This is a genomic window from Streptomyces sp. NPDC050619 (assembly GCF_040654815.1).
Lineage (GTDB): Bacteria > Actinomycetota > Actinomycetes > Streptomycetales > Streptomycetaceae > Streptomyces.
This window is the reverse complement of sequence record NZ_JBFAIR010000015.1, coordinates 179,603-201,483: the sequence shown is the minus strand read 5'-3', so window position 1 is coordinate 201,483 and position 21,881 is coordinate 179,603. Positions and strand designations below refer to the sequence as shown.

22 protein-coding genes and 1 tRNA gene are annotated in these 21,881 nt (G+C 71.0%); 7 read left to right on the top strand and 16 right to left on the bottom strand.

Annotated features, from left to right (window positions below; all coding sequences use genetic code 11):
* Positions 1-93 precede the first annotated feature (93 nt).
* Positions 94-579 carry an Lrp/AsnC family transcriptional regulator gene (locus AB0I77_RS25135; RefSeq protein WP_363284960.1) on the top strand — a complete coding sequence of 162 codons (486 nt, stop codon included), beginning with the start codon at positions 94-96 and terminating at the stop codon, positions 577-579.
* A 34-nt stretch (positions 580-613) separates the two neighbouring features.
* Here the strand turns inward: AB0I77_RS25135 and AB0I77_RS25130 are convergent, their stop codons facing one another.
* Together AB0I77_RS25130 and AB0I77_RS25125 are read right to left on the bottom strand one after the other, a co-directional pair.
* Positions 614-1,204, bottom strand: a complete 591-nt coding sequence (locus tag AB0I77_RS25130; protein WP_363284909.1) for a TetR/AcrR family transcriptional regulator — start codon at positions 1,202-1,204, stop codon at positions 614-616.
* Positions 1,201-2,727 carry a 3-hydroxyacyl-CoA dehydrogenase gene (locus tag AB0I77_RS25125; protein WP_363284908.1) on the bottom strand — a complete coding sequence of 509 codons (1,527 nt, stop codon included), beginning with the start codon at positions 2,725-2,727 and terminating at the stop codon, positions 1,201-1,203. The genes AB0I77_RS25130 and AB0I77_RS25125 overlap by 4 nt, the downstream gene beginning before the upstream one ends.
* Before the next feature lie 159 nt (positions 2,728-2,886).
* Between AB0I77_RS25125 and paaN the strand changes: the two genes are divergently transcribed.
* Positions 2,887-4,578 carry a phenylacetic acid degradation protein PaaN gene (gene paaN / locus AB0I77_RS25120; protein ID WP_363284907.1) on the top strand — a complete coding sequence of 564 codons (1,692 nt, stop codon included), beginning with the start codon at positions 2,887-2,889 and terminating at the stop codon, positions 4,576-4,578.
* Here paaN and AB0I77_RS25115 read toward each other — a convergent pair.
* The 3 genes from AB0I77_RS25115 to AB0I77_RS25105 are packed head-to-tail and all read right to left on the bottom strand — an operon-like array spanning position 4,575 to position 7,370.
* Positions 4,575-5,321 (bottom strand): TrmH family RNA methyltransferase, encoded by a 747-nt coding sequence (locus tag AB0I77_RS25115; RefSeq protein WP_363284906.1) that lies wholly within the window; start codon positions 5,319-5,321, stop codon positions 4,575-4,577. The two genes, paaN and AB0I77_RS25115, sit on opposite strands and share 4 nt — an antisense overlap.
* On the bottom strand, positions 5,318-6,556 hold the full coding sequence (locus AB0I77_RS25110) for an HTTM domain-containing protein (protein ID WP_363284905.1): 1,239 nt from the start codon (positions 6,554-6,556) through the stop codon (positions 5,318-5,320). The genes AB0I77_RS25115 and AB0I77_RS25110 overlap by 4 nt, the downstream gene beginning before the upstream one ends.
* Position 6,557: 1 nt before the next feature.
* Entirely contained in the window at positions 6,558-7,370 is an 813-nt protein-coding gene (locus tag AB0I77_RS25105) for a DUF5819 family protein (RefSeq protein WP_363284904.1), read from the bottom strand.
* A 429-nt stretch (positions 7,371-7,799) separates the two neighbouring features.
* On the opposite strand from AB0I77_RS25105, the gene AB0I77_RS25100 reads away from it, so the two are divergent.
* Positions 7,800-8,942: an acyl-CoA dehydrogenase family protein gene (locus AB0I77_RS25100; protein ID WP_363284903.1), complete on the top strand. Its 1,143-nt coding sequence runs from the start codon at positions 7,800-7,802 to the stop codon at positions 8,940-8,942.
* Between the two features lie 82 nt (positions 8,943-9,024).
* Here the strand turns inward: AB0I77_RS25100 and AB0I77_RS25095 are convergent, their stop codons facing one another.
* The 4 genes from AB0I77_RS25095 to AB0I77_RS25080 form a co-directional block, all read right to left on the bottom strand.
* Positions 9,025-9,354, bottom strand: coding sequence for a rhodanese-like domain-containing protein (locus AB0I77_RS25095; protein WP_363284959.1), 330 nt, complete (start codon positions 9,352-9,354; stop codon positions 9,025-9,027).
* Between the two features lie 144 nt (positions 9,355-9,498).
* A complete protein-coding gene (locus tag AB0I77_RS25090) occupies positions 9,499-10,341 on the bottom strand; it encodes a hypothetical protein (protein WP_363284902.1) in 843 nt (280 codons plus the stop codon).
* Between the two features lie 92 nt (positions 10,342-10,433).
* Entirely contained in the window at positions 10,434-11,918 is a 1,485-nt protein-coding gene (locus tag AB0I77_RS25085) for a DUF2252 domain-containing protein (RefSeq protein WP_363284901.1), read from the bottom strand.
* A 98-nt stretch (positions 11,919-12,016) separates the two neighbouring features.
* A complete protein-coding gene (locus AB0I77_RS25080) occupies positions 12,017-12,625 on the bottom strand; it encodes a rhodanese-like domain-containing protein (protein ID WP_363284900.1) in 609 nt (202 codons plus the stop codon).
* A gap of 70 nt (positions 12,626-12,695) precedes the next feature.
* On the opposite strand from AB0I77_RS25080, the gene AB0I77_RS25075 reads away from it, so the two are divergent.
* A complete protein-coding gene (locus AB0I77_RS25075; protein ID WP_363284899.1) occupies positions 12,696-12,974 on the top strand; it encodes a metal-sensitive transcriptional regulator in 279 nt (92 codons plus the stop codon).
* Between the two features lie 66 nt (positions 12,975-13,040).
* Here AB0I77_RS25075 and AB0I77_RS25070 read toward each other — a convergent pair whose 3' ends face one another.
* From AB0I77_RS25070 to AB0I77_RS25040, 7 genes are all read right to left on the bottom strand, one after another.
* Complete coding sequence (locus tag AB0I77_RS25070) at positions 13,041-13,868, bottom strand: sulfite exporter TauE/SafE family protein (RefSeq protein ID WP_363284898.1); 828 nt, start codon at positions 13,866-13,868, stop codon at positions 13,041-13,043.
* A gap of 97 nt (positions 13,869-13,965) precedes the next feature.
* Positions 13,966-15,459 carry an MBL fold metallo-hydrolase gene (locus AB0I77_RS25065; protein WP_363284897.1) on the bottom strand — a complete coding sequence of 498 codons (1,494 nt, stop codon included), beginning with the start codon at positions 15,457-15,459 and terminating at the stop codon, positions 13,966-13,968.
* Positions 15,460-15,920: 461 nt separating this feature from the next.
* On the bottom strand, positions 15,921-16,151 hold the full coding sequence (locus AB0I77_RS25060; RefSeq protein WP_363284896.1) for a hypothetical protein: 231 nt from the start codon (positions 16,149-16,151) through the stop codon (positions 15,921-15,923).
* 7 nt (positions 16,152-16,158) lie between these two features.
* Entirely contained in the window at positions 16,159-16,485 is a 327-nt protein-coding gene (locus AB0I77_RS25055; RefSeq protein WP_363284895.1) for a hypothetical protein, read from the bottom strand.
* Positions 16,486-16,823: 338 nt separating this feature from the next.
* Positions 16,824-17,471, bottom strand: a complete 648-nt coding sequence (locus AB0I77_RS25050) for a hypothetical protein (RefSeq protein ID WP_363284894.1) — start codon at positions 17,469-17,471, stop codon at positions 16,824-16,826.
* 115 nt (positions 17,472-17,586) lie between these two features.
* Positions 17,587-17,829: a hypothetical protein gene (locus AB0I77_RS25045; RefSeq protein WP_363284893.1), complete on the bottom strand. Its 243-nt coding sequence runs from the start codon at positions 17,827-17,829 to the stop codon at positions 17,587-17,589.
* Positions 17,830-18,184: 355 nt separating this feature from the next.
* Positions 18,185-18,268 (bottom strand) — tRNA-Leu (locus AB0I77_RS25040).
* A gap of 535 nt (positions 18,269-18,803) precedes the next feature.
* Between AB0I77_RS25040 and AB0I77_RS25035 the strand changes: the two genes are divergently transcribed.
* The 3 genes from AB0I77_RS25035 to AB0I77_RS25025 all read left to right on the top strand — a co-directional run bounded on the left by AB0I77_RS25035 (position 18,804) and on the right by AB0I77_RS25025 (position 21,867).
* Complete coding sequence (locus tag AB0I77_RS25035) at positions 18,804-19,679, top strand: DUF3662 and FHA domain-containing protein (RefSeq protein WP_363284892.1); 876 nt, start codon at positions 18,804-18,806, stop codon at positions 19,677-19,679.
* A 10-nt stretch (positions 19,680-19,689) separates the two neighbouring features.
* Positions 19,690-20,205, top strand: a complete 516-nt coding sequence (locus AB0I77_RS25030; protein WP_363284891.1) for an FHA domain-containing protein — start codon at positions 19,690-19,692, stop codon at positions 20,203-20,205.
* A 90-nt stretch (positions 20,206-20,295) separates the two neighbouring features.
* The gene (locus tag AB0I77_RS25025) at positions 20,296-21,867 is read left to right on the top strand and encodes a Stp1/IreP family PP2C-type Ser/Thr phosphatase (protein WP_363284958.1); all 1,572 of its coding nucleotides are present in this window, start codon (positions 20,296-20,298) and stop codon (positions 21,865-21,867) included.
* The last annotated feature ends 14 nt before the right edge of the window (positions 21,868-21,881 follow it).

Below are 21,881 nucleotides of genomic sequence, written 5' to 3'. Positions count from 1 at the left end.
CGCCCTCAGGCTGTGGACAAACGGTTCTGCACAGCCTGAGATGGACGCATTACGTCCATGGTAGAGAGGCGGGGGGACATGGCCCCTGAACAAATGGCCGAGAGCCCGGACGGCAGTGGCCCCCATCCGCCCGCGCGTCCGCTCGACGCGATCGATCTGGACATTCTTCAGATGCTCCAGGCGGACGGCCGCGCGTCGATACGGTCGGTCGCCGAACGGGTCCATGTCTCGCGCGCCAACGCCTACGCGCGGATCAACCGCCTCATCGAGGACGGCGTCATCCGCGGCTTCGGCGCCCGCGTCAACCACGAACGCGCGGGCCAGGGCACCTCGGCGTACATCACGCTGAAGATCGTCCAGAACTCCTGGCGCACGGTGCGCGAGCGGCTCACACAGCTGCCGGGGGCGTCCCACATCGCCCTGGTCGGGGGCGATTTCGACGTCCTGCTCCTGGTGCACACCTCCGACAACCGGGCGCTGCGCGAGCTGGTGCTCACCCGGCTCCAGGCGATCCCGGAGGTGCTCAGTACGCGCACGCTGCTGGTGTTCGAGGAGGAGGACCTGGAACCGCAGGGCTGAGCCTCTCGAGGGACTCGGTTTCCGGGGCCGGCCCTCAGTCGGCCTTCCGCAGCCCCCCGAAGACCAGCTGCGCCACCGCGTCGGCCACTTCGCGTTCGTTCATGCCCCGCCCGTCCGGCCGGTACCACTCCACGATCGAGTTGATCATCCCGAAGACCAGCCGGGTAGCCAGCCGCACCTCCACGTCACCACGCACGTCCCCGTCGGCCGCCGCCGCCCGCAGCAGCTCGGCGACCCGGTGGTCGAAGTCGCGCCGCCGCTCCAGGGCCCACCGCTCGGTACCCGTGTTGCCGCGCACCCGCAGCAGCAGCGTGACGTACGGCATGTCGGCGATGAGCACCTCGACCATGCGCCGTACGACGTACTCCAGCCGGTCGGAGGCGCGCCCCACGCGCGCGTGCTCCTCGTCGAGGATCCCGAAGAGGCCGTCCAGGGCCCGGCTGACGGCCCGGCGGAGCAGCTCCTCCTTGCCCGTGACGTGGTGGTATATCGACGACTTGGAGATGCCGGCCGCCTTGGAGAGGTGCTCCATGGAGGTGCCGTCGTAGCCGCGCTCGTTGAAGATCTGGACGGCTACGGACAGCAGCGTCTCCGGGGTGTACGTGTCGCGCTTGGCGGTGGTCATGAAGTGCTGCCCTCCCGCTTGTCGGTGGCGTACGCGTGGCGGTACAGCGCGAGGGACGGCGCGTAGCGGCCCGAGGGGTCGCGCAGATGCAGGTCGTCGAGGAGGGCGTAGGCCCAGTTGCGGCCCAGTTTGCGGCTCCACTCGAAGGGGCCCAGCGGGTAGTTGACGCCCAGGCGCATCGCGGTGTCGATGTCCTCCTCGGTGGCCACGCCCTTGGCGACGGCGTCGTGCGCCAGGTCGACGATGCGCGCGACCGTGCGGGCGACGATCATGCCGGGGACGTCGCCGATGAGGCTGACGTCCTTGCCGAGCGCCTGGAAGAGGCCGGTGGCCTCGGCGAGGGTCTGCGGGGCGGTGTCCTGGGAGGCGGACAGGGCGATGCGGGTGGCCCTGCGGTAGTCGAGTGCGAGGTCGAAGTAGACGACGTCCCGGAACTCCACCGAGGTCTGTCCGTCGGCGAGCGCCAGCTGTCCGCCGCTGGGCAGCACCAGGCGGGTGCCGTGGTCCTCGTCCTCCTCGCGCACCGGGATGCCCGCCTCGCGGACCAGGGCGAGCAGTTCGGAGGCGGGGCCCAGATTGCCCTCGGCGACGACGTAGGCGGGCTGCTGGGCCCGCTCGGCGGTGTGCGGTTCGGCGCCCGCTGCGTAGTCGGTGGAGTCGGCGTAGTCGAACCAGCCCTGTCCGGTCTTGCGGCCGAGGCGGCCGGACTCGACCAGGCGGCGCTGGGCGAGCGAGGGGGTGAAGCGCGGGTCCTGGAAGAAGGCCTGCCACACGGAGTGGGTGACCGATTCGTTGACGTCCTGGCCGATGAGGTCGGTCAGTTCGAAGGCGCCCATCTTGAAGCCGCCGCACTCGCGCAGGACCGCGTCGATGGTGGCGGGGTCGGCGCCCTGGGCCTCGTAGACCGCGAAGGCCTCGGCGTAGTAGGGCCGCGCGATGCGGTTGACGATGAAGCCGGGGGTGTCGGCGCAGGCGACCGGGGTCTTGCCCCAGGCGCGGGCCAACTCGTACGCGCGCGTGGCCGACGTGACGTCGGTGGCGAACCCGGAGACCACCTCGACCAGGGGCAGCACCGGCGCGGGGTTGAAGAAGTGCAGGCCCACCAGGCGGCCAGGGTTGCGCAGGGCGCCGCCGATGGCCGTCACCGACAGGGACGAGGTGTTGGTGGCGAGCAGACAGTCGTCGTCGACGATGTCCTCCAGCGCCCGCATCAGCTCCTGTTTGGCGTCCAGGCGCTCCGGGACCGCCTCGACGACCAGGCCGCAGTCCGCGAGGTCGTCGAGGCTGTCGGCGGGCAGCAGCCGGCCGCGTGCCGCGTCCCGGTCGGCGCCGCTGAGCCGGTCCTTCGTGACGAGCCGGTCGAGGCGGGCGCCGATCGCGTCGGCCGCCTCCCGCGCACGGCCGGGGACGGCGTCGTACAGCCGTACGGAATGGCCGGCGACGAGCGCGACCTGGGCGATGCCCTGGCCCATGGTGCCGGTGCCGACGACGGCCACGGGGCTGCTGAGGTCGAGTGCTGTCATGTGCGCGATCCTCCCGCACGGGGTTTTCCACAGATGCGGCGGTCCCCCTTGTCCCGACCGATCGTTCGGTTACTCTAACTCTGTCGGGCTGTTCCTGCCCATGTTCTGCCCAGGTCGTGAGCTCGACGAAGAGTTCTTGAGACGAGGAGTTGGTCACCCATGACCGCCGCCCTTACGGCGCACGAGCTGATCGCCCGGCACCGGCCCACTCTCGACCAGGCGCTGGAAGCGATCCGCACGCGCGCGTACTGGTCCCCGCACCCCGAGCACCCCAAGGCCTACGGCGAGAGCGGCAGCCTGGACGCGGCGGCGGGCAAGGCCGCCTTCGACGCCCTCCTGGGCAACCGCCTCGCCCTCGCCCAGCCCGGCACGGACGACTGGGTGGGCGGCGAGGTCTCGCCGTACGGCATCGAGCTGGGCGTCGAATACCCGCACGCGGACATCGAGGTGCTGCTGCCCGCCATGAAGGCCGGGCAGCGCGCGTGGCGTGACGCGGGCGCGGAGGCGCGTGCGGTGGTGTGTCTGGAGATCCTCAAGCGGATCAGCGACCGCACGCACCAGTTCGCGCACGCGGTCATGCACACCTCCGGCCAGGCCTTCATGATGGCGTTCCAGGCGGGCGGGCCGCACGCGCAGGACCGCGGCCTGGAGGCGGTGGCGTACGCGTACGTGGAGCAGATCCGCACCCCCGACACGGCGGAGTGGACCAAGCCCCAGGGCAAGCGTGACCCGCTGGTCCTCAGCAAGCGGTTCACGCCGGTTCCGCGCGGGATCGCGATGGTCATCGGCTGCAACACCTTCCCGACGTGGAACGGCTATCCGGGCCTGTTCGCCTCCCTGGCCACCGGCAACGCGGTCCTGGTGAAGCCCCACCCGCGCGCGGTGCTGCCGCTCGCGCTCACCGTGCTGGTCGCGCGCGAAGTGCTCGCCGAGGCCGGCTTCGACCCGAACCTGGTGGCGCTGGCCGCCGAGCGCCCCGGCGAGGGCATCGCCAAGACGCTGGCCACGCGCCCAGAGATCCGGATCATCGACTACACGGGGTCCACGGCGTTCGGCGACTGGCTGGAGGCCAACGCCCGCCAGGCGCAGGTCCACACGGAGAAGGCCGGCGTCAACACGGTGGTGGTCCACTCCACGGACGACTACAAGGGCATGCTGGCCAACCTGGCCTTCTCGCTCTCCCTGTACAGCGGCCAGATGTGCACGACCCCGCAGAACCTGCTCATCCCCCGGGACGGCATCCGCACCGACGAGGGCCCCCGGACCTTCGACGAGGTGGTCGCCGACCTCGCCCGCTCCATCGAGGGCCTGCTCGGCGACGACACGCGCGCGAACGCGCTGCTCGGCGCGATCGTGAACCCGGACGTGAAGGCCCGCCTGGAAGCGGCGGCCGGGCTGGGCGAAGTCGCCCTCGCCTCACGGGAGATCGGCAACCCGGAGTTCCCGGGAGCGGTCGTGCGGACACCGGTCATCGTGAAGCTGGACGGCGCCAAGCCCGACGATGAAGCCGCCTTCATGAGCGAGTGCTTCGGGCCCGTCTCGTTCGCCGTCGCGGTCGATTCGGCGGCCGACGCGATGGAACTGCTGCGGCGCACGGTCCGCGAGAAGGGCGCGATGACGGTCGGCGCGTACACCGCCGACGAGGAGGTCGAGCAGGCCGTACAGGAGGTCTGCCTGGAGGAGGCCGCCCAGCTGTCGCTGAACCTCACGGGCGGGGTGTACGTCAACCAGACGGCCGCCTTCTCCGACTTCCACGGCTCGGGCGGCAACCCGGCGGCCAACGCGGCCCTCACCGACGGGGCGTTCGTGGCCAACCGCTTCCGGGTGGTGGAGGTCCGCCGGGAGGCCTAGAAGCTGCTCGCGCTCCAGTGGTACAGCGTCATGGCCACGCTGGTGGCGAGGTTGTAGCTGGAGACCTGGGGGCGCATCGGCAGCGCCACCAAGTGGTCGGCACGCGCGCGGAGCGGAGCGGACAGGCCGCTGCGCTCCGAGCCGAAGGCGAGGACGGCGTCGTCCGGGAGCTTGGTGCCGCGGATGTCGTCGCCCTCCGGGTCGAGTGCGAACACCGGCCCGGAGGGCAGTTCGGCGACGGTCAGCCGTTCCACGGCGGTCGCGAAGTGGAGTCCGGCTCCGGCGCGGACGACCGTGGGGTGCCAGGGGTCCAGCGTGCCGGTGGTGACCACGCCGGTCGCGCCGAAGCCGGCGGCCAGGCGGATCACGGCGCCCGCGTTGCCGAGGTTGCGCGGGTTGTCGAGGACCACGACGGGCGCGGTGCGGGGAGTGTGCGCCAGCTTCTCCAGGTTGGCCGCGCGGGAGGGACGTAGGGCCAAAGCGGCCACCGCGGTGGGGTGCGGGCGCGGGACCAGACTCCGGTACGTCGGCTCCGGCACCTGTGTCAGCAGCCCGTCCAGCGTCTCCCGTACGTCCGGCGCCAGTTCCGTCGCGAGGGCGAGCGTGGCCGCCCGGTCGACGGTGACCGCCACCGGGACGCCCGCCGCGAAGCGCAGCGCGTGCTTGAGGGCGTGGAAGCCGTCGAGCAGCACGGAGGTGTCGGCGAGCCGGTGCCACAGGCCCACGGGATCGGGAGGGGTCATGCCGTGAAGCCTACGTGCGTGTGCTCGGGGTTCCCGGGGTCCTCCGGACTCTCGGAGTCCTTCGGAGTGCGCTGTTTCGGCACCGCCGTACGGCCCCGGCGGGCCGCCAGCCGGGCACGCGCGCGTGCCGCCTGTCCGCCCAGCCGGCGCAGGAACGAGGTGGGCAGGAAGACCGCGTCGGCGGCGATCATCGCCAGCGAGAAGAACGGCAGCCCGAGGAGCACGGCGATCGCGAGGTGCTCGGTGATCATGGCCGCCAGCAGGACGTTCTTGGCCCGTCGATTGAGCAGCGTGAAGGGGAAGGCGACCTGCGCGAAGACGGTGCCGTACGTCATCAGCATGACCAGCGTGCCGTTGGCCGCCACCACGTCGGCGAGGGCGGGCCACGGGGAGAAGGAGTCGAGGTGCAGCGGGTAGTAGACGGCGGTGCCGTCCTGCCAGCGCGAGCCCTGGATCTTGTACCAGCCGGCCGTCGCGTAGATCAGACAGGCCTCGGCCATGATCACGAGCAGGGCGCCGTTGTGGACGATGTCGGCGACGACGTCGAGCAGGATCCGCGGCTCCCCCGACCTGGCGAAGCGCCCGATCACCCACCACAGGGCCTGCGCGAGCCATACGGCCCACAGGAGCACCGGTATGGCCGAGTCACCGTCGAGCCGGCCCGCCAGGGTCACCGCGACCAGCGCGAGCCCGAGCACCACCCACAGGGCCGGACCGACCCGGTCCGGAACATGCTCTCCACGCGCGCGTGCCGCTCGCGCGCGCTCCGCCCGCCGCGCGTCCAGCGACCACACCTGGCCGCAGCGCGTGAACACCAGGTAGATGCACATCACGTGCAGGACGTTGTCGCCGCCGTCCCCCATGAGAATGTTGCGGTTCTGAAGGGAGAGCACGCCGACCATGAAGAGCACGGACATAGTGCGGGTGCGCCAGCCCAGCATCAGCAGGACGGCCGTCAAGGCGGCGAGCGCGTAGACGGTCTCGAACCAGAACTGGCCGTCGGACCACATCAGGGCCGTGAAGGCGCCATTGGTCGAGATCAGCTGCTCGGCGAGGTCCCAGCTCCAGGGTCCGTCGGGGCCGTACATCTCCTGGCGGTGGGGGAACTCACGCAGCAGGAACAGCAGCCAGGTCGCGCTGAAGCCGATGCGGATCACGGCCGTCTGGTACGGGCCGAGGGCGGACTCGGTGACGCGGGCGATGCCGGTGGAGACGGCCAGGGCGAATCGGTTCACTTCACGCCCCCTCGGTCCTGGCCGCGGTGACCGACCACCAGGGCAGCACGCGGTACACCGGTGTCTTCGAGACCCGCTCGTCGCTCCACTTGGGCGGCGGCACATTGGTGGTACGGGAGCGGATCTGGACGAGGTCGACGACGCCGCCCTTCCCCGCCGCGTTCTCGCGGTCGAGGCGCAGCAGCACGATGCGGCGCAGATACGTCTCGGACAGAGAGCCGCGCAGGCCCATCGGCCGGTTCTCGGCGTCGTGCGAGGCGACGAAGTAGTCCCAGGCCCGGCGCAGCTCGTTCTGCTGGGTGTGGCTCGGCAGCGGGTTGCCGTCGATGGCGCGGCCGTCCTGGGCGGACAGGTCGTACCAGCCGGTCGTTCGTATCCCGCCGTCCGCGGTGCGGACCTGCGCGCGGACCTGGACGGCGATGTTCTGCTGAAGCAGGTCCGGCGCGAACAGTTTCCAGTTCTGTTCGAACTCCGGGAAGATCCAGTCGTCGATCGCCTTGCCGTGCTGCTTCGTCAGCGTGTTCGGCGGCGCCACGTGCAGGAACACCATGCCGAGATGCACACAGACGCCGACAGCGACGACCGCGAGGGCCACGGCGACACCTATCTGGTAGCGCACGGACAGCGCGGCGACACCGGGACGGCCATCGGGGGGCGGGGCGGGGGCTCTGGGGGTGTCGGGCGAGGTGACATCCGGCCCTGCGGAGGGGGTGCCCTCCTGCCCGTCGGGCGGGGAGTCCTGGGCCTCGGCGGGCGCGGCGCCCGGCTCGTCCGGCCCGTGGGGGGCCTTCGAGGCTCCGTCGTACGCGTCCATTCCGCCCCGTCTCCCGATCCCGGTCCGTTTACCCCGGCGGTCACCCAGCTCCCGACCGCAGCGTGCGCCACACCAGCCACACCAGACGCCCAGACGCAGCCACCACTCCCACGGCACGCGCTCCCACGACGCACGCACGGAACGGTACTCAGGCCCGCCCGCCCGGCACAGCCCCCACCGCAGGTTGGACACCTTACGGCGCCCGCCGCACGGCGAGATCACGTAAATCGAACAGACGGTCGACAGCTCGATGGATCCGCGTGGATCCCTTCCGCATGGTCCCGCATGGACTCGTGCGGATCCATGCGCACTCGTGCGGACTCGTACCGCCCGCATGACCTTCACCGGTGGCGGACCGTTCCCTTCTTCTAGAACCTGTTCTATCTTGACGGACCGTCAGATCGGCGGACCCGGCGGGAGGACAGGACCGTGGACTTCACCTTCACCGAGGAGCAGCAAGCGGCGGCCGAGGCGGCGCGGGGGGTGTTCGCCGGGGTCGCGCCGGACGCGGTGCCCAGCCCCGCCCTCACCGCGGGCGCCGTCGCCGACGACTTCGACCGCGCGCTGTGGGCCAGGCTCGCCGACGCGGACCTGCTGAGCCTGCTGTCGGACCCGGAGTACGGCGGGGCGGGCCTGGACGCCATCGCGCTGTGCCTGGTGCTGCGCGAGGCGGGGAAGGTGCTGGCACGGGTGCCGCTCCTGGAGAACAGCGCGGTCCTGGCAGCCGTACAGACCTACGGCGGTGAGGAGTTGAAGTCCGCGCTGCTGGCCCGGGCCGGACGCGGGGAGGTCGTGCTGAGCGTCGCGGCGAGTGGCCGCAGCGGCCATGATCCGGCCGAACTCGCCGTCACCGCACGGCAGGAGGATGAGGCGTGGATCCTGGACGGCGCGCAGACGACGGTGCCGTGGGCACACAACGCCGACTTCGTCGTCGTCCCCGCGCGGACGGCCGCCGACCGGACCGTCCTCGCGCTGGTCCCCCTCTGCTCCCCGGGCCACACGGGCGTCGCTCTCGCCGAGCAGGTCTCCACCGCCGGCGAGCGGCTCGGCGAACTGCGCCTCGACTCCGCGCGGATCGCGGGCCCTGACGTCATCGAGGCCGACGGGGCGTGGGAGTGGCTGCGAGATCTGCTGGCCACCGGGACGTGCGCGCTGGCGCTCGGCCTGGGGGAGCGGGTCCTGGGAATGACCGGCGAGTACACCAGCAAGCGGGAGCAGTTCGGGTTCCCGGTCGCCACCTTCCAGGCCGTCGCCGTGCAGGCCGCCGACCGCTACATCGACCTGCGGGCCATGGAGGCCACGCTGTGGCAGGCCGCGTGGCGGATCGGCTCGGGGACACCGGGGGCGCTGCCCGCCTCCGGTGACGTGGCCGTCGCCAAGATCTGGGCCTCCGAGGGGGTACGCCGGGTCGTGCAGACAGCGCAGCATCTGCACGGCGGGTTCGGCGCCGACGTCGACTACCCGCTGCACCGCTATCACGCCTGGGCCAAGCACCTGGAGCTGTCGCTCGGCCCGGCGTCCGCGCACGAGGAGGCGTTGGGCGACCTGCTGGCCGCCCATCCGCTGGGGTGAGCGGCCTTAGCCGCCCATCCGCTGGGGTGAGCGGTCGGTTCCCGCCTCTTGCCCGGCCTCCGCGCCTACCCGGCCTCCGCGCCTACAGGACGAAGCCCGGCTGCCCCTCGTCGGTCACGACGGGGCGGCCGGCGGCCGCCCACACCTGCATGCCGCCTTCGACGTTCACGGCGTCGACGCCCTGCTGGGCCAGGTACATCGCGACCTGGGCCGAACGCCCGCCGGAGCGGCAGATCACATGGACCCGCCCGTCCTGCGGCGCGGCCTCGGTCAGCTCGCCGTACCGGGCCACGAAGTCACTGATGGGGATGTGCAGCGCCCCTTCGGCGTGACCCGCCTGCCACTCGTCGTCCTCGCGGACGTCCAGCAGGAAGTCGCCGTCCTTGAGGTCCGAGACCTCGACCGTGGGCACACCAGCTCCGAAATGCATGTCCCCGACGCTACCCGACGAAGGAGTCGCCGGGCCCGCCGAGCCCGTCGCCCGGACGTCGACCAGCCGTCGCGGCCCAGCCGCCGCCCGGTCGTAGCCGCCCAGCCGTAGCCGCCCAGCCGTCGCCTACCCGAGCAGCTCCGCCAGCTCCGCCTCGCGGGCGGCGACGTCGGCCAGGAGCTTCTCGGCGATCTCGTCCAGGAGGCGGTCGGGGTCGTCCGGGGCCATCCGGAGCATCGAGCCGATCGCGCCCTCCTCCAGTTCCCGAGCGACCACCGAGAGCAGTTCCTTGCGCCGGGCGAGCCATTCGAGGCGGACGTAGAGCTCCTCGCTGGGCGTCGGCCCCTGCTCCGGCGGCTTCGGCCCGGCGGCCCACTCCTCGGCCAGCTCCCGCAGCAGCGCCTCGTCGCCACGGGCGTAGGCGGCGTTGACCCGGGTGATGAACTCCTCGCGGCGCGCTCGTTCGCCCTCGGCCTGTGCCAGATCGGGGTGCGCCTTTCTGGCCAGTTCGCGGTAGAGCTTGCGGGCCTCGTCGCTGGGGCGCACGCGCTGGGGTGGCCGCACCGGCTGGTCGGTGAGCATCGCCGTGGCCTCGGGGAACAGGCCTTCGCCGTCCATCCAGCCGTTGAAGAGCTCCTCGACGCCGGGCATCGGCATGACCCGGGCCCGCGCCTCGTCCGCCTTGCGCAGGTCCTCGGGGTCGCCGGTGCGGGCGGCCCGCGCCTCGGCGATCTGCGCGTCCAGCTCGTCGAGCCGGGTGTACATCGGGCCGAGCTTCTGATGGTGCAGCCGCTCGAAGTTCTCGACCTCGATACGGAAGGTCTCGACCGCGATCTCGTACTCGATCAGCGCCTGCTCGGCGGCCCGCACGGCCCGCTCCAGCCGCTCCTCGGGCCGAGGCGCACCGCCCTCGGGCGTCGCCGGACTCTCCCCGGCGACACCACCTTGCTCAGCTTCCGGGGTCGTCACCCGACCAGCGTAGGCCACGCCGGGAGTGCCCCCTGAGCCCCTCGCCCTGGACCGGGCGCCGGAGGGGACCCGTCAGCACGCCGCCGCGTCCCTCACACCCCCACCTCCGCCGCGATCCGCCCCGACCGCACCGCCGCCACCAGCTCCGCGTGGTCCGCCTCGGTGCGGTCGGCGTAGGAGACGGCGAACGCGGCGATCGCCTCGTCCAGTTCCTCGTTCTTACCGCAGTAGCCGGCGATCAGGCGCGGGTCGGCGCTGTGGGTGTGGGCGCGGGCCAGGAGCGCGCCGGTCATCCGGCCGTAGTCGTCCATCTGGTCGGCGGCCAGGGCCGCGGGGTCGACGCTGCCCTTGCGGTTGCGGAACTGCCGTACCTGGAAGGGGACTCCGTCGACCGACGTCCAGCCCAGCAGGATGTCGCTGACCACCTGCATGCGCTTCTGTCCCATGACCACGCGACGGCCCTCGTGCTCCGCCTCGGGCACCTCGAACCCGGCGCTGACCAGATGCGGCACCAGCGCCGAAGGCCGGACCTCCTTGACCTGGAGGACGAGCGGCTCACCCCGGTGGTCCAGGAGCAGCACGACGTACGACCGGGCGCCGACGCTGCCCGTGCCGACGACGCGGAAGGCGACATCGTGCACCGCGTGGCGGGCCAGCAGCGGAAGGCGGTCCTCGGAGAGCGTGGTGAGGTACTCCTCCAGGGACGCGGTCACCGCCGCCGCCTCCGCGTCCTCGACGCGCCGCAGCACCGGCGGGGCGTCGACGAAGCTGCGCCCGCCGTCCTCGGTCACTTCCGTCGACTTCGCCGCGAAGCGCCCGCTGGTGTTGGACCGCGCCTTCTCGGAGACCCGCTCCAGCGTGCCGAGCAGGTCGTGGGCGTCGGTGTGGGAGACGAGCTCCTCGTCCGCGATGGCGTTCCACGCGTCCAGCACCGGGAGCCTGGCGAGCAGCCGCATGGTGCGGCGGTAGGCGCCGGCCGCGTCGTGCGCCGCCTTGCGGCAGGTGTCCTCGTCCGCACCCGCCTCGCGCCCGGCGAGCACGAGCGAGGCGGCGAGTCGCTTGAGGTCCCACTCCCACGGGCCGTGGACCGTCTCGTCGAAGTCGTTCAGATCGATGACCAGGCCGCCGCGCGCGTCGCCGTACAGGCCGAAGTTGGCCGCGTGGGCGTCGCCGCAGATCTGGGCGCGGATCCTCGTCATGGGGGTGCGCGCAAGGTCGTACGCCATGAGGCCCGCCGAACCGCGCAGGAAGGCGAAGGGCGTGGCCGCCATCCTGCCGACCCGCATCGGCGTGAGCTCGGGGATACGGCCGCGGCTGGACTCCTCGACGGCGCTCACCGCGTCGGGCCGGGCGCCGTCCAGGTCGAGGGTGGCGTGCGCGGCGCGCGGTACCTGTCGCCGCAGCGCCTTGCCCTCCTCCTTGGGCGTCCCCTGGACGGGCCACTGGGCGAGACCCCGCACCCGCGGGAGCCGGCCGGCACGCCCGGCACTCAACGGCTCAGCTGCTGAATCCGGAACTGAATCCGGAACTGAATTCGGAACTGAATCCACAGTTTTCTCCGCACCGACCTCGGTCATCCCGACCGCCTCCCCCGCACCCGCACGAACATCAACTCGTGCCGACGTTACAGCTGGTTGCCGAGACGCGTCAGACCCTGTGGATAACTCCACACAGCTCAGGCAGTCAGCCGCCGCAGCGTCTCCGCAAAGGAGACGGTGTCCTTGGGAGGCCGGTTGTACGGCAGCCTGGCCAGCAGGGCGGCCATGCCGCACGTGTTGGTCAGGCCCGAGAAGACCAGGCCCGCGCCGATCAGCCCGGACAGCCGGTGCGCGGACGGCCGCGCCAGGCCCACGCCGAAGCCGAGGACGACCAGTGACCCGGCGGCCAGGCGCACCTGGCGGTCCATGGCCCAGGGGGCGCGGGCCCCGGCCGGGCGCTCGACCGGATGGCCCGCCGCGGCCCAGCCACCGGTGCCGCCTTCCAGAGTGGCCGCCTCGACGCCCACACCCGCCAGCCGGACGCAGCCCTTGGCGGACCGGGCACCCGAGGCACATACGATCAGCAACGGCCCGCGCGCGGCGACGGCCCTCAGGGCGTCCGCGGCCTCGTCCAGCCGGTCCAAGGGGACGTTGTGGGCACCGGGGAGGTGCCCACCGGCGTACTCACCGGGGGTGCGCACATCCACGACCGTGAACTCGTCGAGGCGGGCACTGACCTGCTGGTGGGTCAAAGTGGCGGGAGCGGGGCTGGGAACAGGGACAGGGACAGGTGCAGGAGTCGTCATGGAAGAGAACCTTTCGGGTTGATGGAACCCGCGCGGTAAGATACCCACGGGGGTATACAGAGGAGGAAGCGTGCAACTCGACATGTCGGCCGAGGAACTGAAGTCGGCGCTCAACCGGCTGCGGCGGGCTCAGGGCCAGCTCGCGGGAGTCATCCGGATGATCGAGGAAGGCAGGGACTGCGAGGACGTGGTCACACAGCTCGCCGCGGTCTCCCGGGCCCTGGACCGGGCCGGCTTCTCACTCATCGCGACCGGCCTACAGCAGTGCATGACCAGCGACGACCCGGAGGTGCGGGACTCCGCACAGATGCGAGCCCGCCTGGAGAAGCTCTTCCTCTCCCTGGCCTGACGCACCTCCCCGGCCTGACGCACTCCCTGGCCTGACGCACCTGCCTGACCTGCCCCACGACCTGATTCACCGCACCGCCGTAACGCCCGCTGTAACCCCCGCGGTAACCCCCGCCATAACACCCATGGCCACCGCGACCACCAGCAGCACGACACCGAACACCCGCCGCAGCGCCCCCGCCGAAACCTTCACGGCCAGCCGCCGGCCGTCCCACGCCCCCAGGACGGCCGTCGCGAGGAACGGCGCGATCAGCGCCCAGTCCAGCTGTGCGGCGGAGTGCGCCCGGGCCACCAGGGCCACCGCCGCATTCGCGACGATCACCAGCAGACTCGTGCCCACCGCCGCGCCCATCGGTACGGCCAGCACGGTCACGAGCGCCGGTACGGCCAGAAAACCGCCGCCGACTCCGAGGAACCCGGTCACGGCGCCCAGCCCGGCCCCGGTCCCCGCCGCCCGTACGACCGACACGGCCCCGTTCTCCCGAGGCGCGCGCCGGCGCAGCATGTGCAGGGCGGCCAGCCCGGCCAGCGCCGCGAACAGGAGGGTCAGCACGGCTTCGGGAAGGCGTGCGGACAGGGCGCCGGCCGCAGCGGCGGGCAGCACACCGGCCGCCGCGAACAGCAGTCCGGCCCGCCAGCGCACCGCTCCGGCCCGGGCGTGGGCCAGCAGCGCGGTGACCGATGTGACGATCACGACGACCAGGCCGGCGGTGGTCGCCGCGGCCGGGCTGAAGCCGAGCAGGTAGATCAGGGCCGGGACGGTCAGGATGCTGCCACCCGCCCCCAGCGCGCCCAGCGCCAGCCCGACCAACCCCCCGGCGAGCAGGGCCAGGACGAACGCGGCCGTGGACACCGTCGTAGCCGCCGCCGCGTGCATCCCATAAGCCGCATACATCGGATAAGCGTTCATATGCCAGTCCCGGCGGCGCCGCCCGCATCCCGCACACACAGCCTCTCGGCAGCCGGTCGCGAGCGGTCGCGGCAGCGACGGATCAGCACCGGCTCCCGCCCGCCGCGGAGGTGACAGGGGCGAGGAGGGCAACGGGCACAACAGCGGCAACGGGCACAACGGCAGCACCGGCAGCACCGGCAGCACCGGCAGCACCGGCAGCACCATGCATAACAGGCGTCACCAGAGCGAGCCCAGCCCCGCCCGCCGCCCCGTACCCGTCGTCGACCGCCACCACATCCCGCCCCACGGCATCGAGCACGGACGCCGCGATGGCCGCCCGCATTCCGCCCGCGCAGTGCACCCACACCGTCCCCGCGGGCACCTCGGCCGACCGCCGGTGGATCTGGTGGACGGGAATGTGGACGCTGCCCTCGATCCAGCCGGCCGCGCGCTCGCTGTCCCGGCGCACGTCGAGCACGACCACGTCCTCGCCCCGTCGGCGCGCGGCGGCCAGGTCGGCGAAGGTGGCCCGCGCGAAGGAGACGGGCGCGGCCCCAGGCGCGATCCAGTCGGCCGGGGACCCCACGGCCGCCGCGGCCGGGCGGTCGATCCCCACCCGGGCCAACTCCCGCTGGGCCCGGCCGACCTGCTCGGCGCTCTCCCCGAGCAGCGTCACCGGCCTGCCCCACGGAATCATCCAGGCCAGGTACGTCGCCAACTGCCCGTCGGCCTCGAAGTTGTACGCCCCGGCCACGTGTCCGGCGGCGAAGGCGACCCGGTGGCGCAGGTCGACGACCCACTCGCCGGCCGCGAGACGCCGGGCGAGCTCGTCGGCGTCGGCACGCGGCGGGGCGGTCAGATCGAGCGGCGCGGGGCCGCCGGCGTTGGCCGGACCCATGTGCGCGTAGTAGGCGGGGACATCGTCCAGCCCGGCCAGCAGGTCCTTCACGAACGTGTCCACGTCCTGGACCAGCGCCGGATTCGACGCCCGCTCAGCACCGATCGTGCTCTGCGCGCCGCCTCCCGGGGCGGAGGAACAGAAGCTGCCGAAACCGTGGGTGGGCAGCACGGCCACCTCGTCGTCCAGCTCGGCCGCGAGCCGGTGCGCGGAGGCGTGCTGGGCGCGGGCCAGCCGCTCGGTCAGCCGCGGCTCGACCAGATCGGGCCGGCCCACGCCGCCGATCAACAGCGACCCGCCGGTGCAGACGGCCACCGCCCGCCCCGCGTCCTGCAAGACGTACGAGGTGTGGTGCGGGGTATGGCCGGGAGTGGCCACCGCCCGCAGCGCCAACTCCCCGTCGACCGGCTCCACCTCCCCGTCGGCCATCGGCACGCGCGCGTACGTCACGTCGGCGCCGGCCGGCACGAGATAGCGCGCGCCGGTCAGCCGGGCCAGTTCCGGGCCGCCGGTCAGGTAGTCGTTGTGCACATGGGTCTCGGCGACGGCGACGATCCGCACCCCGCGCCGAGCCGCCGCGGCGATCACCCGGTCGATGTCCCGCGGCGGGTCCACGACCACGGCCGCGCGGGCACCTCCGACCAGGTAACTCCGGTTGCCCAGCCCTCCGGTCTCCAGCACCTCGGCAAAGAACACGGCACTCTCCCTCGACTGAAATTACCCCCCGGGGTATCTGGTTCCTACGGTAGCAGGATACCTGGGGGGGTATTTTCGAGGGCGTACGACACCGGTCACGGGAAGGGGGTCGTACCGCGGCAACGAAGACAGGCCCCGCCCGTGAGATAGCTCACGCGTCGGGGCCCGTCGTATGTCCTGACCAGGCTGTGCGATGCCTCACAGCGACCATGAAACGAGAAACGGGCCCCTGCGGTGACTCCCGTCACTCGCAGAGACCCGATTCGTCGGTTCTTCGCTGTGGGGCACCGACGAAACGCGCTGATCAGGCCACACGAGACCGACTCGTAGATCGTTTCCCGCGCTGTTGGCGCAGATTTCCCACGGCGCAGATCAGGGCTTCAAGGCCCCCAGCACCCGCAAGACGTCCGCCCCCAGTAACCGCCAAGGTCCTTTGGCGGACCGCGTCACTATGCCCGAACTCACTTGCTCTCTCTGCTCCTCTTTCCCATCCAGGACTGGCAGACCCATCGGGCGAGTGTTCCTGCCAGGACGGCGACGACGATCGCCCCCCAGTCGATGACGTGCGGAAGCCCAGGGAAGAAAGCGAAGAAGGCGAGTGTCACGACGAGACCCGCCACGAACGCGGCGATCCCAGCCGACCGCCGTCGCGCCTCCCATCGCTGGTCCCGCCCCTGCTGTTGATCAATCATGAACAACTCACTTCGTGATGTGGTGGCACTGGCTCACTCGGCGCACCCCGTTCACGTGGAGATGCGCACACGCCTTTCCATAACGAGGCAGCGTCTGGGGAGAGTTGTTCCGCATCGGATCGATCTTGCACTCGGGGTGCGTTCGCCCCCGGGAGGTCCTGTACGTCTTGTTGTTGGTGTTCGCGTACGTGAAGTCGATCCGCCAGTTGCAGAAGCCGGTGCCGAGCGCGGCGACAAAAGCACAGTCGACGCCGGCGTTCTGATAGGTGATCTTCTTCCCGCCACCTCGGATGATGTGTGTGAACATGCAGCCGGTCGGAACCTTCATCGTCATGCCGCCAACGCTGTACTCGAAGGTTCGGACAGGAGTCGATCCGACAGCGCCAGCCTGCGCCGCCGAGGAGCTCGTCAACACGAGAGCGCACGCGGTAGCAAGGGCCATGACAAGCCTGGATCGATAAAGCGCGACCATGAACAATCCCCTTCCGACGGAGAATCTCTCCGACCGAAAAGAACTCCGACACCGCGATCATGTTTCTGGCCGATGGGATGGGTTCACCGACTTGAGTGATCAACGGGTAGTGCGCTGACCAGCCGATTCGTTTTTTCGATCCAGCCCATCGAACTGCCTGCCAATCAACCCGGGCAGAGCCCCAGCCGACAGCGCAGCCCTTACTGAGTGAGCCCGTCAATGGCTACCGCGCAGATCAGTTCGGCACCGCCAAGCACAAGGACCCCCTCGCCCTCGACGACCTCGCCCCCGCCCAGCAGGACAAGAACGGCGCCAAACTCCGGAAGAAAACAGACCGGATCAAGAAGCGGCTGTTCGGCTACGACGCCTCGCTCGTCATCGCCCGGGACCCCGACCACGACGGCGTCCCGCTGCCCGACGGCTCCGCCGACCCCGACGTCGTCCCCGCTCTGGTCATCGCCTTCTCTGTCGACAAGCCCAGCCTCCGTCCCGGCTACGTCGCCGTCGAAGCTCTCCAGCAGATCGACGACAGCCTGCCGCGTGGTTATCTCGCCGGTGACCGCGCCTACAACGACCAGAAACAGGAGAACTACCAGCTCCCCATCCGCGCCATGGGCTACGAGCCCGTCTACGACTACGCGAAGGACCAGCTCGGCGTCCAGGCCGGCTTCGCCGGCGCCGAACTCGTCGAGGGCAACTGGTACTGCCCCTCCATGCCCCAGACCCTCAAGGACGCCACCAAGGACCTGGTCGCCGAGAAGATCGACAAGCAGACCTGGATCGACCGTATCCGCGCCCGAGCCGCCTACCTCTTCATGCCCAAGCAGCGCCCCGACGCCGAAGGCCACCGCCGCGTCATGTGCCCCGCCGAGGCCAACCGCACCCAGTGCCCACTCAAGAAAGCACACCCTCGGCCGCGGCATCCACCTGCCCCTCATCGACCCAGCCCCCAGCCCTGCGGGCTCACCCCTGTGCTGCGTCCAGAAGACGGTCACGGTCCCGCCGGAAGCCGGCGCCAAGCTCTGGCAGCCCCTCCAGTACGGCTCCGAAGCCTGGCAGCGCGTCTACTTCCGGCTCCGCAACAGCGTCGAAGGCATCAACGGCTACGCCAAGGACCCCCTCTACGAACGCCTCGAAGACGCCGGCACCCGCCGCATCCGCGGCATCGCCGCCCAGACCCTCCTGCTGGCCTTCCAACTGGGCCACGCCAACCGCCGCAAGCTCACCGCCTGGGCGAACTCCATCGCCCTCCACGGCGACCGGCCCCACCGCCGACCCACCCGCCGCCGCAAGACCAAGCCACTGGGCACCTGGACCCCCAAGGGCTACATCACCAAACCCTGAGAGCTTCCTCACAAGCCAGCAGTAGTCCGCAGTCGAACAATCAAGCCCCCGGCATAGCAACCGAAGATCCACACACCCAAAAACCGGACCGCCGACGGCCCCAGCCGTCGGCGGTCCACGTGTTCTTGGCCACACACAGAGGAACGGGCGGCATCGTGATCACGATGCCGCCCGTTCCGTCGGTGCAACTAGAGCACTTTTCGTCGGTTCTTCGCTGTGCGCGAGGGGGGAGTTGAACCCCCACGCCCTTTCGGGCACTGGAACCTGAATCCAGCGCGTCTGCCTATTCCGCCACCCGCGCATTGGGTGTGTCTTTCGGCCCTTCCCACCAGGGGGCTGGCGCCTTCCGACACGCAGAACATTAGCACGCAGGACTGGGTGGATTCACATCCCTTACGGCCCCACAGCCGCCCACCAGCACAGTCGTACCGCCCGACCAGCACGGCCGTCCCGTGCCCCCCTCGGCCGACCAAACCCCCGAGGGCCGCGACTCCGTATCAAGGCAGACCTGTTCACGTATCAACCTCGTACCGGTCCCGGCCGTCTGCCCAGGAGCCGGTCCAGGTGCACAGCCCAGTGCGGGACACTGATGTGCGGCCGCCTCTACGATCCTTGTCAGGACGACGTCGTCGGGACTACGTCCGAGAAGAGTTCGAAGGGGAGCTCCACAGGGAACTTCGTCAGGCGTCGACACCCGTCGACCGGGCCGACAGGGGGAACCAGCCGATTCACCGGCGCGTGGATACGATCAGTAAGCAGTACCAGCGGTACCAGGCAAGGCAGTGCCCGCTCAGCGGGACGAAGGACAGCGGCAGCAGCGACGGAGGAGGTGCCCCATGGGAGTCCTGAAGAAGTTCGAGCAGCGTCTCGAAGGTCTGGTCAATGGCACCTTCGCCAAGGTGTTCAAGTCAGAGGTCCAGCCCGTGGAGATCGCGGGAGCACTCCAGCGGGAGTGCGACAACAACGCGACCATTTGGAACCGCGACCGGACAGTCGTCCCCAACGACTTCATCGTGGAGCTGAGTACGCCGGACTTCGAGCGGCTCAGCCCCTACTCCGGCCAGCTCGGCGACGAGCTCGCCGGCATGGTGCGCGACTACGCCAAGCAGCAGCGCTACACCTTCATGGGCCCCATCAAGGTCCACCTGGAGAAGGCGGACGACCTCGACACCGGTCTGTACCGGGTGCGCAGCCGTACGCTCGCCTCCTCCACCAGCCAACAGGGCCCCGGACCCGCCCCGGCGAGCCCGGCTGCGGGCCGCCCGGCCCCCGGCGCTCCCGGCGGCTACGGCTACCCGCCGCCCGCCGCACCCGCGGGCGCCCCGCCCATGCCGGCCGCACCGCCCCCCGGCGGCCGCGGCGGTTACGGCTACCCTCAGCCCGCGGGCGGACAACGGCCCCCGGCCGCACCCGCTCCCGCGGCCGGCGGTCGCATGCGCCACTGGATCGAGATCAACGGCACCCGCCATCAGATCTCCCGCGCGACGCTCGTGCTGGGCCGCAGCACCGAGGCCGACGTGCGGATCGACGACCCCGGCGTCTCCCGCCGGCACTGCGAGATCCGGACCGGAACGCCCTCGACGATCCAGGATCTCGGCTCCACCAACGGCATCGTGGTGGACGGGCAGCACACCACCCGCGCTACGCTCCGCGACGGCTCGCGGATCGTCGTGGGCAGCACCACCATCATTTACCGGCAAGCCGAAGGGTGAAGCGGGGGCAATGTCAGAGCTGACCCTCACGGTCATGCGGCTGGGTTTCCTGGCCGTACTGTGGCTGTTCGTGATCGTGGCCGTGCAGGTCATCCGCAGCGACCTGTTCGGTACGCGCGTCACCCAGCGCGGTGCGCGCCGGGAGGGCGGACGGCAGCAGCAGGCCGCCGCCCGCCAGGCCGCGCCCCCGCAACAGCGCCAGCAGGCCGCCGGGGGCCGGCAGCGCCGTAACGCCCCCACCAAGCTGGTGGTGACCGAGGGCACACTCACCGGCACCACCGTCGCGCTCCAGGGCCAGACCATCACCCTGGGCCGGGCGCACGACAGCACCATCGTGCTGGACGACGACTACGCCTCCAGCCGCCATGCCAGGATCTACCCGGACCGCGACGGCCAGTGGATCGTCGAGGACCTGGGCTCCACCAACGGCACGTACCTCGACCGAACGCGGCTGACGACCCCCACGCCGATTGCACCGGGCGCGCCGATCCGCATCGGCAAGACTGTCATCGAGCTGCGGAAGTAGTACGAAAATGAGCGAGCGGAGCGAGCACGCAGCGGCGCCCGGCACCCCGGGCCCCGGCGCGCTCCCGACCGGAGGGTGGGCACCGTGCGGATGTACCCGGAGCCGACGGGCGAGGTGCGCATGAGTCTGTCACTGCGCTTCGCCGCCGGATCGCACAAAGGCATGATCCGGGAGGGCAACGAGGACTCCGGATACGCCGGTCCGCGCCTGCTCGCCATCGCCGACGGCATGGGCGGCGCGGCGGCCGGCGAGGTCGCCTCCTCCGAGGCCATCTCCACCATCGTCGCCCTCGACGACGACGTACCCGGCTCCGACATCCTCACCTCGCTCGGCACCGCCGTGCAGCGCGCCAACGACCAGCTGCGCGCGATGGTGGACGAGGACCCGGAGCTCGAGGGCATGGGCACCACGCTCACCGCCCTGCTGTGGACCGGCCAGCGGCTCGGTCTCGTGCACGTCGGCGACTCCCGCGCGTACCTGCTCCGCGACGGCGTCCTCACCCAGATCACCCAGGACCACACCTGGGTACAGCGCCTGGTCGACGAGGGCCGCATCACCGAAGAGGAAGCCACCACCCACCCGCAGCGCTCCCTGCTGATGCGCGCGCTGGGCAGCGGCGACCACGTCGAGCCCGACCTCTCCATCCGCGAAGTCCGCGCCGGCGACCGCTACTTGATCTGCTCCGACGGGCTGTCCGGGGTCGTGTCCCACCAGACCCTCGAAGACACCCTCGCCAGCTACCAGGGCCCCCAGGAGACCGTGCAGGAGCTCATCCAGCTCGCGCTGCGCGGCGGCGGCCCCGACAACATCACGGTCATCATCGCCGACGTCCTCGACCTCGACACCGGGGACACCCTCGCCGGGCAGCTGTCCGACACCCCGGTCGTGGTCGGCGCCGTCGCCGAGAACCAGAACCAGCTCCACGACAACGGCATCATGCAGACCCCGGCCGGCCGCGCCTCCGGGCTCGGCCGCCAGGTGCCCGGACAAGGCGGCTCAGGCGGCGAGTTCGGCCCGCCCGGCTCCGGCGACACCACCGGCTTCATCTCCACCACCGGCTTCGGCGACTACGGCGACGACGACTTCGTCAAACCCCGCAAGGGGCGCAAGTGGCTGAAGAGATCCTTCTACGTCGTGCTCGCACTCGCCGTCGTCGGCGGCGGCATGTACGGCGGTTACCGCTGGACGCAGACGCAGTACTACGTCGGCACCAACGGCGAACACGTCGCGCTGTACCGGGGCATCAGCCAGGACCTGGCCTGGGTGTCGTTGTCGGACGTCTCGAAGGACCACCCCGAGATCGCGCTCAAGTACCTGCCGCCGTACCAGCAGAAGCTCGTCGAGGGCACGATCGCCGAGGGCGGTCTGAAGAACGCCCAGAAGAAGATCGACGAGCTGGCCCTGCAAGCCTCCGCGTGCAAGAAGCGGGCCGCCCAGCAGGCGGCCGAGAGCGAGACCAACTCCAAGACCGGCGAGGGCGAGGCCGGAGGCACCACGGGAACCACCCGTACCTCTCTCACGTCCAAAGCGACACCGACACCCAACCCGTCGGGCTCGCAGCCGACCTCCCCGTCCCCGTCCACGACCGCACCCACTCCCAGCCCCGGCCCCACTCTCTCGGAGGAAGAGCAGAAGGTCGTCTCGCAGTGCGGTACGCAGTAGGCAAGCCGTGAGAG